Raw genomic sequence first — 13,823 nt, 5'->3', positions numbered from 1 at the left:
GGCGCTATGGCGCAAACTGGATCAGAATTACACAGAATAATGCTGATCGGACTTGTTCGGCGTACAACTGTACGCTAAAGTGCGATGCGAAATCCCGAATGAAAAATATTGTGGAAGAGGTATTGAATGAAACGTGCAGTGATTACAGGCCTGGGCATTGTCTCCAGCATTGGTAACAACCAACAGGAGGTCCTGGCAAGCCTGCAGGAAGGACGTTCTGGGATCTCTTTCTCCCAGGAACTGAAAGATTCCGGCATGCGTAGTCACGTATGGGGCGATGTTAAACTGGACACTACCGGTTTGATTGACCGCAAAGTGATGCGTTTCATGAGCGATGCATCGGTTTATGCCTACCTTTCCATGGAAGAAGCCATTAAAGATTCTGGTCTGGCAGCCGATCAGGTCTCTAACGAGCGCACCGGTCTGGTTGTCGGTTCTGGCGGTGGTTCGCCACGTAACCAAGTTGCCGGTTCTGACGGTATGCGTGCCAAAGGTCTGCGCGGCGTTGGTCCTTATATGGTCACCAAAGCCATGGCATCTGGCGTTTCCGCCTGTCTGGCAACCCCGTTTAAAATCCGCGGTGTTAACTACTCGATCAGCTCTGCCTGTGCGACTTCCGCACACTGCATTGGTCATGCGGTTGAACTGATTCAACTGGGCAAACAGGATGTGGTATTTGCTGGCGGCGGTGAAGAACTGTGCTGGGAAATGGCCTGTGAATTCGATGCCATGGGCGCACTGTCAACCAGCTACAATGACACACCAGAAAAAGCATCCCGTACTTATGATCAAGCGCGCGACGGCTTTGTTATCGCTGGCGGCGGTGGCATGGTGGTAGTCGAGGAGTTGGAACACGCGTTGGCGCGCGGCGCGCACATTTATGCTGAGATCATTGGCTACGGTGCAACTTCTGACGGAGCTGACATGGTGGCGCCATCGGGCGAAGGCGCGGTGCGCTGCATGAAGATGGCGATGCAGGATCTGGATACCCCAATCGATTACATCAACGTGCACGGCACCTCTACGCCGGTGGGCGATGTGAAAGAGCTGGGCGCAATCCGTGAAGTGTTCGGTGACACGACGCCGGCTATTTCGTCGACTAAGGCGATGACCGGGCACTCGTTGGGCGCGGCCGGTGTGCAAGAAGCTATTTATAGCCTGCTGATGGTTGAACACGGTTTTATCGCCCCGAGCATCAATATCGACAATCTCGATGAGAAAGCGGCGGGTATGGATATCGTGACCGAACCGACCCAGCGCGAACTGACCACGGTGATGTCGAATAGTTTCGGCTTCGGCGGCACTAACGCCACGCTGGTTATGCGTAAATTGCAGAAATAATTTGTTTTAACGCCTAACGAGATCAAGCCCGCGATTATGCGGGCTTTTTACTGCCCGTTATCCGCCTAATGCCCGTTCAGAGTTATCCCAAATGATCGCCGTCGGGAGATCATTGACTGTTCATTCAGATGATTGTGCATACAATAGCCGCGAAACGGTGATCACCGCTCAACGTTGCGTTGAAGCGTGATCGAACATTGAGGCAATAAATATGAAAAAAATAATTGTGGTTGGATTACTTGCAGCCGTATTGGCTGGCTGTGCGACCAATTCTCCTTGCGTACCGGTTTATGATGACCAGGGGCGATTGGTACATACCAACACCTGTATGAAAGGCACCACACAGGATAACTGGGAAACAGCAGGCGCAATCGCCGGTGGCGCCGCGGCGGTTGCTGGTTTGACGCTGGGGATTATTGCGCTGACTAAGTAACAGCAATCGGTTGTGCCGTGTGCATTACAGCAGGCCGGGCATGCCCGGCCACTACGGTGAACATTGTATGGTGCGGGTTGTACGAGCACGGTATGGATGTAGCGTAGGGGCGTGGCACGCCGCGCCCGTGTTACGGATGTTGAATACGCATGACAGGCCGGGCATGCCCGGCCCCTACGTTGAACATTGTATGATGCGGGCGGTGTGAGCATGGCTTAGATGTAGCGTAGGCGTGGCATGCCGCGCCCGTGTTACGGATGTGGGATGCGCATGACAGGCCGGCATACCAGGCCACTACGCTGAACATTGTATCGTGCGGGCGGTGTCAGCACGGTGTTGATGTAGCGTAGGGGCGTGGCACGCCGCGCCCGTGTTACGTATGTGGGATGCGCATTACAGGCCGGGCATGCCCGGCCACTACGGTGAACATTGTATCGTGCAGGTTGTACGAGCACGGTATGGATGTAGCGTAGGGGCGTGGCATGCCGCGCCCGTGTTACGGATGTTGAATACGCATGACAGGCCGGGCTTGCCCGGCCACTACGGTGAACATTGTATCGTGCGGGTTGTAAGAGCACGGTATGGATGTAGCGTAGGGGCGTGGCACGCCGCGCCCGTGTTACGGATGTTGAATACGCATTACAGGCCGGGCATACCCGGCCACTACGCTGAACATTGTATCGTGCGGGCGGTGTCAGCACGGTGTTGATGTAGCGTAGGGGCGTGGCATGCCGCGCCCGTGTTACGGATGTTGAATACGCATGACAGGCCGGGCTTGCCCGGCCACTACGCTGAACATTGTATCGTGCGGGTTGTAAGAGCACGGTATGGATGTAGCGTAGGGGCGTGGCACGCCGCGCCCGTGTTACGGATGTTGAATACGCATGACAGGCCGGGCATGCCCGGCCACTACGGTGAACATTGTATCGTGCGGGCGGTGTCAGCACGGTGTTGATGTAGCGTAGGGGCGTGGCACGCCGCGCCCGTTTTATCCCTTATTTATTGCACTAAAAAAGCTTTGAATTGTGGTGTCATCACCGCGCTAAAACCTGTATCGGTTTTACTGATTAAATACACCGCCAAACCTTTTTCCTCGGCTAGCTTTAGCGCTTTTTCCGTTCCTAACACCATCAGCCCGGTATCCCAGCCGTCAGCTTCCAGCGTTGTGGGTGCAATCACCGTGGCGGAAACCAGCTTATGGGTAATCGGCCGGCCCGTTGTGGGATCGATTACGTGCGAATAACGTTGTCCGTCTTGCTCGATGTAGTTACGGTAACTGCCAGCGGTGCTGATCCCGTACCCTTGCAAATCCACCAGCGCTTGCACCGCATTTTCACGATCGGTTGGTTTTTGAATCGCGACGCGCCACGGTTTTCCCTGGCCATTTACTCCGCGCGATGACACCGCGCCACCGACCGATACCAGATAATTGGTGATGCCTTTACGTGCCATCAGTTTTACCAACTGATCGACGCCGTAACCTTCACCGAGCGTTGAAAGGTCAACATACAGACTCGGCAAATCCTTTTGCAGCCTCTCGCCGTGTTGGTCGCTGATTAATTTCAGATGTTGCAAACCAACGTTGCTTTTAGCTGCATCAATTTGCTGCGGATTAGGTATCTTTACCGGGTGTTTATCCGGGCCAAACCCCCACAGATTAACTAACGGGCCGACGGTAATATCCATGGCGCCATGGGTGTCGCGGCCAATACGTAGCGCGGTCAGGATAATGTCGGCCATCCCGCGCGGGACAGGCTGCGGTTCAGCGCTGCGCGACTGGTTAAAACGCGACAGTACCGAGTGGGGGCGATAGGTCGAAATATCGTCGTTTGCCTGTTCGAGTAGTGCGTCGATGTCTTGTTGTAATTGCTGACGGCTTTCGGCCACTGCGCCACTGATTTTTACGCTGTAAAACGTACCCATTGTTTTACCTTCAATATCGATCTGTGGGCGTGTTTCGGTGTCATTACAGGCGGTCAGCAGGCTAACTATCATGCTTAACAACAGCCCGTTGGCGAAAATTCTGGCCATGGGGAAAATCCTTTAAAACGAAGAAGGGCGTTACAAATAGAGCAAACTGAACGAAATGAAAAGAGGCGGGGGCGAAAAAGCACATTTTGGGCGGGTAGGGAGCGCCTGAGAGTTGACTAAAGTCGCCTTCAAATTAGCACTGCAAGGTTTCAAGGTGAAAGAGCCGAACGGTGGATTGGACTTTTGGTTACGCGACGGCCATCCGTTGGCTATCGGGGAATCTCGCGGCTCGCTGGTCGGGCAAACGCTAGCGGATTGCGGCTGTAGCTAGGGTTAAAACACCAGCGCTAACACTATGACTAGCACCATCACCAGGACGATAAATGCCACGGCGGGTTTGCTGAGTGCTTTTTGCACCGGCAGTGGCAGTGCGGCGATCAGCGGGTTGAGCAATGGTTGTGGCGGTGCGTCGTGGTGAATCAACGGCGTAACACCGACCTTTTCCAAACGCTGAGCGAACAACTGGTTGATGACATCATTGAGTTGAGCATGGGTCAGTGGCGCGTTGGCAGCACAGTGAAAGCGTGTCTGGCAGTAATCATTCAATTGTTGCTGCTCTTGCCGATCGGCCGGTTGCTTCAATACCGCCAGCAAATTGTTCAAGGTTGGCGCACTTTGCGGGCTGAGCGCTATTTTGGCCTGCAAATACTGGCTTAACAGTTGGAAATGACGTGCTGGCAGCGGATCGTTAGTTTTCACTCCGACCAAATCAAACAGCCTTTGCCAGATTTTGGTCGGAGATTCACCGGTAGCGGCGCTGAGCTTGGTGACCTGTTGTTGCAGGTTTTGATGCTCGGCGGGTAACAACGGACGATCGCTGGTCGCGGTCTGCTGCGGTTGGGGAATCGCTAGGCTGCCGGTTTGTAGCAGATTGAAGACTTGCTGCAACTGTTCGTGGCTAAGTTGGCTCAGCACGGTATGGCCGAATTGCTGACGAATAAAATCGCTAACGGCCTGACGGTTATTTCCCTGCGGTAGTAGCTCGGTTAACTGTTGCAGCAACTGGCGGTTGGCGTGGCTTTGCTGTGCCTGGCTCAACCGGCTTTGCAACAGCTGTTCGGCGGGTTCAAAATGGCGCGCCAGCAACTCACTGTGCTGTTCGCCCAGTTGATTGACGCCAAGGTCATGCCGCAGCGTAACCCATATCTCGGCTGATTTCGTCGGGCTAAGCGCCATAATTTTGACAATCAGTTTCTCTAGCCGCGTACGCTGTGCTGGCGAGAGAGGCTGATCGTCAGAGACGGTGGATTTCCCCCCGGCCGGAGAGCGTTCGGAAACGTTGTGGGTACCGGGGCCACTCAAAGGTTGCATATCACCAGTCCTTCGCTGTGCAGAAAAAAGTCATACCCGGCGAAAAGCACAGGTTTAAGGAAACATAAGCGGTCTATGATACCTGTTAATTGATGCTATCAATACTGCCAGGCAGACATTTCTTTACAGGCAAAATGTTGCCAATTACTTTGGTGCCGCTAAGATAAGCGCAGAATCAGAACAGAGGATGTCATGGTTAAACGGCAGCGAAGTGCAAAATGGTTTTTATGTCTGGCTTGTCTGGTGGTGCTGACCTGCATCACGCAGCGCATGGCGGGCTTGCATGCGTTGCAAATGGTCGTCGGCATCCCAGTAATCAGTAGCGCAATAACGGCCGGTGATGATAGCACTGACGCTCCTGTCACGCCGTGTGAACTCAGTGCAAAATCCTTATTAGCCGCGCCTCCGCTGATGTTTGAAGGCATGTTGCTTGGATTGGCACTATTGCTAGAGCTGTTGGCACCGACCATGGCTGCGCGTCTGCGCATTCCCCCTCTGCGAGCCATTTCCCCGCCGACCCTCAGGGTACATCTACGATTATGCGTCTTCCGTGAATGAGTTAATCGTCTGATTTGGACGATGACACATTCATTTACGGAGAAAACTATGTTGAAGATTTTTAGGTTGGCACTTGCCAGCCTGCTATTGCTCTGGCTGCCGATGGTGCAGGCGGCGGATAGCGGCTGGCTGCAAAGCCCAACTAACGAACACGCGCAAGTTCGGCTGCGCGCCGATACTTCCCAGGCTGGCGAAACCCGCCTGTTATTGTCAGTCGAGCTACAAGACGGCTGGAAAACTTACTGGCGCTCCCCAGGCGAAGGGGGCATTGCGCCAGAAATTACCTGGCAGGGCAGTCCGCCACCGGCGCGTTGGTACTGGCCTACGCCGCAGCGCTTTGAGGTCGCGGGTATTTCTACCCAGGGTTATCACCATCGGGTCACGCTGCCTATTGTGATGAAAGGACAACCGCCGAGCACGTTGGCGGGAACCTTAACGCTGTCTACCTGTAGCAATGTCTGCGTGTTGACCGACTATCCCTTTAGCCTCGATCTGAGTTCGCCTGATGATGCGCAGTTTAACCACGACTTTGCTCAGGCAATGGGGCAAGTGCCGATAGAGCGGGGCGTGGCGGAAAACCTTCGCGCAGGTTATCAGCATGGAGAGCTTCAAATCAGCGCCGAACGCCGTGGTGGTTGGCAGCAGCCGGCGCTATTTTTCGATAACCTCGACGGTGTGGATATCGGTACACCGCATATCAGCAGCGACGGCCAGCAATTACTGGCGCGGATACCGGTGAGCGATGGTTGGGGCGACAGCGCCCCCGATCTGCGAGGCAAAACCTTGACGCTGGTGATCGGCGATGGCGATGTGGCGCAGGAGACAACGCTAACCATCGGTGAGCCTATTGCAGGGCAGAGCCACGCCGCGTTTCCGCTGTGGCAAGCGGTGCTGATGGCGTTAGCCGGTGGATTGATCCTCAATCTGATGCCGTGCGTGCTACCGGTATTGGGCATGAAGTTAGGTTCAATTTTACAAGTGGAACAGCGCGATCGGCGCAGCGTACGCATGCAGTTTCTGGCTTCCAGCGCGGGAATCGTCGCGTCATTCATGGCCTTAGCCTTGCTGATGACGTTACTGCGATTGGGCAATCACGCACTCGGTTGGGGTATCCAGTTCCAGAATCCGTGGTTTATCGGTTTTATGGTGCTGATCACCTTACTGTTTAGCGCCAACCTGTTTGGTTTGTTCCACCTGCAACTCTCTTCCGATCTTAATACGCGTTTGGCGACCCAAGGGGGGCACGGGCTTAGCGGGCACTTTTGGCAGGGGGCATTTGCCACGCTACTGGCGACGCCATGTTCTGCACCTTTCCTCGGTACGGCAGTGGCGTTTGCCTTGGCTGCACCATTACCCGTGCTGTGGGGCATGTTTGTAGCGCTGGGGATCGGTATGAGCCTGCCGTGGCTGTTAATTGCTGCGTGGCCTGCATTGGCCCTGAAGCTACCGCGGCCGGGGCGTTGGATGAATAGGCTACGGCTGGTGCTGGGCCTGCTGATGCTCGCGTCTTCACTGTGGTTGCTTAGCTTAATGGTTAACCACATTGGCGCTACGCTAACCGTGGTCGTTGCGGTGCTGCTGCTGTTAGGCCTGTTGCTGGCCGTTTGGCGTCAGCACGGCGCGCGCTTAGCAGGGATGGTTGCTGCCAGTGCGCTACTGTTGGTGGGTGTGATGGTACTCGGCGGGGCATTGAGCGCCAAACTGTGGCATCAACCACTGGAGGATCGCATTAATTGGCAGCCTTTATCTGAACAGGCGATTACCCAGGCATTAGCGCAGCACAAACGGGTGTTTGTTGATGTGACCGCTGACTGGTGTGTGACCTGTAAAGCCAACAAATTCAACGTACTGCTACGGGATGATGTGCAACAAGCGCTGATGGCGAAGGATGTGGTCGCGTTGCGTGGCGACTGGAGCCGTCCTTCGGCCGAGATTACTGCTTTTCTGCAACGCCGTGGCAGTGTCGCCGTCCCCTTTAACCAAATTTATGGCCCTAACAGCCCAAACGGCGAGGTGTTATCACCGTTATTAACCCGTGATGCTGTCTTGCAAACGCTGTCTGCTGCCAAAGGAACCGAATAATGAGAATGTTACTGATTGTATTGATGATGATGGTTTCCCCCGCTTGGGCGTCGGCGCCGTTTACCCCGGAGCAAGAAACGCGCATCAAAGAAATTATGCGTGAAACCTTGGTTTCCAACCCGGATATTCTGGCGCAGGCGGTAGATGCCTGGCAGCAGCAAACGGCTGAACAGCAGGTCAGTCAGGCGATTGAGCAGAACGCCAAAAAACTGTATGACGATCCGGCCAGTCCACGTTTGGGGGTGAAAAATGCCAAACTGACGCTGGTGACCTTCACCGATTACAACTGCCCGTATTGCAAGCAGTTTGATCCCATGCTGGAAAAAATCGTCAAACAGTATCCTGAGGTCGCATTGGTTGTGAAACTGCTGCCATTTAAAGGTGAAACGTCGATCAGTTCGGCGCGTATTGCACTGACCACATGGCAGCAACATCCAGCGCAATTTTGGGCTTTGCATCAACGCCTGATGGCGAAAAAGGGTTTTCACGATAAGGCCAGTATTGCTGCCGCACAGCAAAAAACGGGGGTTAAAGCGGTTACGCCCAGTGAGCAAAGTATGAAAACACTACGCACTAATATGCAATTGGCGGAACAACTTGGCGTGCAGGGGACTCCGGCGACACTGATCGGCGATCGGATGCTGCCGGGCGCGGTGTCGTATGCCGATCTGGAAAGTCTGGTGAAGCAGCAGTTGGCGAAGGCCAGCAATGGGTAGGTTGAAGCGCTGGGCGCGTGAGATTTTTATCCTGTTATGCATCGTAACGGTCATCGTTTTCGTAATGGATGTGCTGCGTGCACCGCAGGCACCTAGCGCGTTTGAAACGCACCAGCTAGAAACCCTTGATGGCGAGCCGATTTCGCTGGCAGAACGTAGCCAACACAAGCCGCTGCTGCTCTATTTCTGGGCCAGTTGGTGTGGCGTGTGTCGTTACACTACCCCTAGCGTTGCTTCATTAAGCGCAGAGGGGGGCAATGTGCTGAGTGTGGCGTTGCGCTCCGGCGATGATGGGCGAGTGGCGGACTGGTTGGCGGCAAAACGGCTGACGATGCCGGTTATCAACGATCCGCGCGGCTCCTTAGCTGAACAGTGGCAGGTAGGCGTAACGCCAACATTTGTCGTTATTTCTCATGGCAAGGTGGTGCAGAGCACCACCGGTTGGACCAGCTATTGGGGCATGAAATTACGTCTGTGGTGGGCCGGCCTGCGCCATCAGTGACGGTAGACTCTACGTGGCATGCTGAGGTTCTTCGCGCTCGTCCGGTAGAAATGGGCGAGTGCGAACGTGGCGTTGAAGCGGCATCATAGGGCGGATAACCAGCCAACATGTTTCGTTATCCTTGCTAATAAGGTGGATTGAATGAATCCTGATATCAGATTAAAAAGAGCAATAATTACTCGACTCGGCTGTATTTTTTGAACGGAAAATACAGCCACCGATCTTACGTTCCGTGGCGCGGTTTTATTTTGATGAAGAGAAAACGCCATGTCAGAAAAGCACTGGTCTAAAACGGAATTATTGCACCAAACTGTCACCAACCCGAATATCATCATTAAGGGAACGCACAGTTATTACAGCGACTGTTGGGATGAAGGTTTTGAACGGTCGGTCGTGCGTTATTTACACGGCGATGCCGTTAGCCAGAGTTGGCAGCCGTTAGGGGTTATCGATCAATTAATCATTGGTGATTATGTCTGCATTGGTGCAGAAGCCGTCATTTTGATGGGGGGAAACCATACGCATCGTATCGACTGGTTTAGCCTTTACCCCTTTATGGAAACTATTGCGCAATCGTATTTACCCAAAGGGAATACCGTCTTAGGTGATGGTTGTTGGTTGGGAATGCGAGCGATGCTGATGCCAGGGGTAACGATTGGCGAAGGTGCGGTAGTGGCGGCCGGCAGTGTGGTGACCACGGATGTAGCGCCCTATACCATTGTGGGCGGTAATCCGGCAAAGGTCATTCGTACTCGCTTTGACGAAAAGACGATTGAAAGGCTGTTGGCGCTGCGGCTTTATACGCTGCCAGAGGCGCAATTTGCTACTCTTCAGCCGTTGTTGACAGGTAATGATATGACATCATTGACGTTAGCCGTTGAGTCTTTGCGCCAGCCGTAACACCCATTTTTCGCAGATGCTGAATACGCAATACAGGCCGGGCATGCCCGGCCACTACGATGATTGTTGTCTCGGCTGGGCTGTGCGAGCACGGTGTGGTTTTATGGTAGGGGCGTGGCACGCCGCGCCCGTTTTACGGCTGTTGAAGATGCAATACAGGCCGGGCATGCCCGGCCACTACGGTGAATGTTGTCTCGGCTGGGCTGTGCGAGCACGGTGTGGTTTTATGGTAGGGGCGTGGCACGCCGCGCCCGTTTTACGGCTGTTGAAGATGCATGACAGCCGGGCATGCCCGGCCACTACGGTGAATGTTGTATCGGGTAGGGTGTGCGAGCCCGGTGTGGATTTATGGTAGGGGCGTGGCACGCCGCGCCCGTTTTACGGCTGTTGAATATACATGACAGGCCGGGCATGCCCGGCCACTACGGTGAATGTTGTCTCGGCTGGGGTGGGCGAGCACGGTGCGGATTTATGGTAGGGGCGTGGCACGCTGCGTCCATTTTACGGATGTTGAAGATGTAATACAGGCCGGGCATGCCCGGCCACTACGGTGAATGTTGTATCGGGTAGGGTGTGCGAGCACGGGTGTGGATTTATGGTAGGGGCGTGGCACGCCGCGCCCTGTTTATGGATGTTGAAGATGCAATACAGGCCGGGCATGCCCGGCCACTACGGTGCATGTTGTCTCGGCTGGGCTGTGCGAGCCCGGTGTGGTTTTATGGTAGGGGCGTGGCACGCTGCGTCCATTTTACGGCTGTTGAAGATGTAATACAGGCCGGGCATGCCCGGCCACTACGGTGAATGTTGTATCGGGTAGGGTGTGCGAGCACGGTGCGGATTTATGGTAGGGGCGCGGCACGCCGCGCCCGTCAATTAACCACTGTTGCCCCAGAATTATGGCTTGGCTTTGGCCGCTTCTACCGTGCGGCTACGGTGTTTACGCAGCTTGCGCAGTATCGGCGGTAAAATCAGTATCGCGACTGCCAGCACCAATAAGCTTTGCGCAATACTGCTGCTCCACAGAATGCCAAAATTACCATTGCTGATTGACAAAGCGCGCCGCAGGTTTTGCTCCAATAACTCCCCCAAAACGAAGCCGAGAATCAGCGGCGACATCGGGAAGTGCATCTTGCGCAATATATAGCCGAATACCCCTAACCCGACCATCAACAGTAAGTCGAATGTGGTGCTGTGAACGGCATACACGCCCACCGCGGATACGGCGGCAATCGCCGGAACCAGGAACCAGAGTGGAATGGTCAGCATACGGGTGAACAACCCAATCAGCGGAATGTTCATGATCAACAGCATGACGTTAGCGATCAACAGTGCCGCAATCAGCCCCCAAACGATATCTGGCTGCTCGGTAAACATCGCAGGCCCTGGCGTGATGTTATAGAGCGTCAATGCCCCCATCATCACCGCTGTGGTGCCGGAACCCGGTACACCCAGCGTTAGCATGGGAATAAACGAACCACAGGCTGACGCATTGTTGGCCGCCTCGGGTGCGGCGACGCCACGGATGTCACCTTTACCGAAAGTCTCGCTGTTGCCGCTGATTTTCTTCTCGGTCATGTAGGTCAGTGCGCTGGCAATCGTTGCCCCGGCTCCGGGCAAAATACCGACGAAGAATCCTACCACCGATGAACGCAGCGTCGGGCCAACACACTCGGCGGCTTCTTTGCGATTGAACAGCAGACGGCCGGTTTTACGCACCAGTTTTTGACCGCCGCTAGTGCCTTCCAACATCAGCAATATTTCGCTGACCGAGAACAGGCCAATGACTACCACGATAAACTGAATGCCGTCGGAAAGGTGTACGCTGTCGAAGGTGAAACGGTAAACGCCGGTGTTAGCATCAACCCCCACCGTTGCCAGCCCAAGGCCGATCAGCGCGGCCAGCAGCGACTTCAGTGGGTTTTGGCTCATCATGCTGCCTAAACAGGCGATAGCAAAGACCATCAGCGCGAAGTATTCCGCCGGACCAAACGCCAGTGACCAGCGCGCCAGCAGGGGGGCAAACAGGATAATACCGCTGATGGCAATGATTGAACCAATAAATGAACTGACCGCCGACATCGACAAAGCGACACCTGCGCGGCCTTGCTGTGCCATTGGGTAACCGTCCATCGCGGTCATAATGGCGGCAGCATCTCCTGGCACATTGAGCAGTATTGAGGAAATTCGTCCCCCATACTCGCAGCCGATATAGACCGTTGCCAGTAAAATTAATGCGGACTCTGCCGGCAATTTCAGCGCAAATGCCAGCGGGAGCAAAATCGCCACGCCGTTAATCGGCCCTAAACCCGGCAGTAAGCCGACGATGGTGCCAATAAAACAGCCGATGAGGGCAATCATCAGGTTCTGTGGAATTAACGCCACCTCAAACCCTTGAGATAAATACATCCAGGTTTCCATCATCGTCCCCGTTAGCTCAGCCAAATGCCGAGCGGCAGTGTGACATCAAGTAAGCGGTCAAAGGCGAAATACAGCGCAACGCCCAACACCGCACCAGAAATACCGGCAGCCAACCCGCTTGCGTTAAACAGCAACGCGATACTGAAAGTCAGCAGGGCGGTCGCCAGAGGAAACCCCAGCCATTCGAACCCCCAGGCATACAACACCAGCGTAATTACCAGCACTAACAGCCGCCGCAACACGGTGTGATGTGGCCATGTAATCCGCTGCGGACGGCGAAATAGCAACAGCACGGCACACACGATCATCAAGCTGAGAATAACCAATGGGAAAGGGCGTGGCCCCAACGGTTCATAGCTGTATTCGCTTTGGATCCCCCAACCGATAAACAGGCCGCCGATGCACAGCAGCAGCCACAGTACGGCAAAAATACGATCGCTCATGGTATGCCCCCGAGATTATTTGGCCAGGCCGAAGGCTTTCGCCTGTTCGCGATATTGATTGACCTGATTCTTCACGTAGGCATCCAGTTCTTTACCGGTTAGGTTGAATTCGAACAAACCGCGCATATCACGCTGCTTTTTAAATTCCTCGGTTTGGGCCAGTTTGGTGAAGGTGTCGCTCCACCATTGATACTCCTCATCACTGACTTTGGGCCCAAGGTAGAAGCCGCGAATCACCGGCCACACCAGATTGTACCCCTGCTCTTTGGCGGTAGGGACGCCAGACAGTTGACCCGGCAGACGCTGCTCGGCATATACCGCTAACACACGGATTTTATCGCCTTGCAGGTAGGGCACCATTTCGCTCAGATCGCCGGAGACGGCTTGGATATGATTGCCCAGCAGCGCCGTGACGGGTTCGCCGCCGCCTTCAAACGCCACATAACGCATTTTGTGGGGATCGATGCCCACCTCGCGTGCCAACAGCGCTGTTTTCATCCAATCTTGGCTACCGATTGACGCACCGGCACCGAATACCACGCTGTTCGGATCTTTTTTAAACGCCTCCATCAGATCCTTAAGGGAGTGATACGGTGAGTCGGCGCGAACTGCAATCATGCCGTAGTCGGTGCCTACGGCCGCCAGCCATTTCACATCATCCACGCCGTAGCGGCCAAATTTACCTTGTGACAGGTTTAACAATGAGCCGCCAGAGAACGCGACCACCGTGCCAAACTCAGCCGGGCGCTGTGCCACGATGGCATTATAGGCGACGGCGCCGACGCCACCGGGCATGTAAGTTACGCGCATTGGCTTGTCGATGGCTTTGGTTTCCTGTAGTGAAACCTGAATCAATTTACAGGTCAGATCGAAACCGCCGCCGGGTTTAGCTGGTGCGATACATTCGGTACGATTGGGTGCATCGAGGGCAAATGCCTGGTTAGCTGCCAGCAGCAGCGCGGTGGCGGTCAGAGTACGGGTAATTATTTTTTTCATTGCCTTCCCCTAGGTATTTTCTTTCAGACTGTGAGAATCCCCGCTGACACGGGGTTGCTAAATTGTTAAAACATCAACCTTTCATTTACCTT

At 54.6% G+C, this 13,823-nt stretch carries 13 protein-coding genes; 8 read left to right on the top strand and 5 right to left on the bottom strand.

Translation table 11 applies throughout. The annotated features are described in order from the left end of the window. The first annotated feature begins 126 nt into the window (after positions 1–126). Positions 127–1,341, top strand: a complete 1,215-nt coding sequence (fabB, locus tag ACQKDS_RS10130) for a beta-ketoacyl-ACP synthase I (RefSeq protein ID WP_399669502.1) — start codon at positions 127–129, stop codon at positions 1,339–1,341. Positions 1,342–1,552: 211 nt separating this feature from the next. Next, entirely contained in the window at positions 1,553–1,774 is a 222-nt protein-coding gene (locus tag ACQKDS_RS10125) for a hypothetical protein (protein ID WP_399669505.1), read from the top strand. Between the two features lie 999 nt (positions 1,775–2,773). Here the strand turns inward: ACQKDS_RS10125 and apbE are convergent. Further along, complete coding sequence (gene apbE / locus ACQKDS_RS10120) at positions 2,774–3,805, bottom strand: FAD:protein FMN transferase ApbE (RefSeq protein ID WP_399669508.1); 1,032 nt, start codon at positions 3,803–3,805, stop codon at positions 2,774–2,776. A 112-nt stretch (positions 3,806–3,917) separates the two neighbouring features. On the opposite strand from apbE, the gene ACQKDS_RS10115 reads away from it, so the two are divergent. After that, positions 3,918–4,076 carry a hypothetical protein gene (locus ACQKDS_RS10115; protein ID WP_399669511.1) on the top strand — a complete coding sequence of 53 codons (159 nt, stop codon included), beginning with the start codon at positions 3,918–3,920 and terminating at the stop codon, positions 4,074–4,076. A gap of 2 nt (positions 4,077–4,078) precedes the next feature. Here ACQKDS_RS10115 and flk read toward each other — a convergent pair whose 3' ends face one another. Continuing rightward, positions 4,079–5,116, bottom strand: coding sequence for a flagella biosynthesis regulator Flk (gene flk, locus ACQKDS_RS10110; RefSeq protein ID WP_399669514.1), 1,038 nt, complete (start codon positions 5,114–5,116; stop codon positions 4,079–4,081). 192 nt (positions 5,117–5,308) lie between these two features. On the opposite strand from flk, the gene ACQKDS_RS10105 reads away from it, so the two are divergent. From ACQKDS_RS10105 to ACQKDS_RS10085, 5 genes are all read left to right on the top strand, one after another. After that, positions 5,309–5,674, top strand: coding sequence for a copper resistance protein (locus tag ACQKDS_RS10105; protein WP_399669517.1), 366 nt, complete (start codon positions 5,309–5,311; stop codon positions 5,672–5,674). Between the two features lie 48 nt (positions 5,675–5,722). Then, a complete protein-coding gene (locus ACQKDS_RS10100) occupies positions 5,723–7,756 on the top strand; it encodes a protein-disulfide reductase DsbD family protein (RefSeq protein WP_399669520.1) in 2,034 nt (677 codons plus the stop codon). Next, positions 7,756–8,472: a DsbA family protein gene (locus ACQKDS_RS10095; protein WP_399669523.1), complete on the top strand. Its 717-nt coding sequence runs from the start codon at positions 7,756–7,758 to the stop codon at positions 8,470–8,472. Before ACQKDS_RS10100 ends, ACQKDS_RS10095 begins: the two co-directional genes overlap by 1 nt. Then, positions 8,465–8,974: a protein disulfide oxidoreductase gene (locus tag ACQKDS_RS10090; RefSeq protein WP_399669526.1), complete on the top strand. Its 510-nt coding sequence runs from the start codon at positions 8,465–8,467 to the stop codon at positions 8,972–8,974. Before ACQKDS_RS10095 ends, ACQKDS_RS10090 begins: the two co-directional genes overlap by 8 nt. 267 nt (positions 8,975–9,241) lie before the next feature. Then, on the top strand, positions 9,242–9,874 hold the full coding sequence (locus ACQKDS_RS10085; protein ID WP_399669528.1) for a CatB-related O-acetyltransferase: 633 nt from the start codon (positions 9,242–9,244) through the stop codon (positions 9,872–9,874). A gap of 894 nt (positions 9,875–10,768) precedes the next feature. Here the strand turns inward: ACQKDS_RS10085 and ACQKDS_RS10080 are convergent. Genes ACQKDS_RS10080 through ACQKDS_RS10070 form a run of 3 tightly spaced genes read right to left on the bottom strand, consistent with a single transcriptional unit; the run spans position 10,769 to position 13,731 of the window. Further along, positions 10,769–12,292: a tripartite tricarboxylate transporter permease gene (locus tag ACQKDS_RS10080; RefSeq protein ID WP_399669768.1), complete on the bottom strand. Its 1,524-nt coding sequence runs from the start codon at positions 12,290–12,292 to the stop codon at positions 10,769–10,771. An 11-nt stretch (positions 12,293–12,303) separates the two neighbouring features. After that, entirely contained in the window at positions 12,304–12,735 is a 432-nt protein-coding gene (locus ACQKDS_RS10075; RefSeq protein WP_399669531.1) for a tripartite tricarboxylate transporter TctB family protein, read from the bottom strand. 15 nt (positions 12,736–12,750) lie between these two features. Further along, positions 12,751–13,731, bottom strand: a complete 981-nt coding sequence (locus ACQKDS_RS10070; RefSeq protein ID WP_399669534.1) for a Bug family tripartite tricarboxylate transporter substrate binding protein — start codon at positions 13,729–13,731, stop codon at positions 12,751–12,753. Positions 13,732–13,823 lie beyond the last annotated feature (92 nt).

This window comes from Serratia sp. NPDC078593 (assembly GCF_050268245.1).
Taxonomy (GTDB): domain Bacteria; phylum Pseudomonadota; class Gammaproteobacteria; order Enterobacterales; family Enterobacteriaceae; genus JBNNGK01.
The sequence above is the reverse complement of the archived record's forward strand: the minus strand, read 5'-3'. Positions and strand labels throughout refer to the sequence as shown.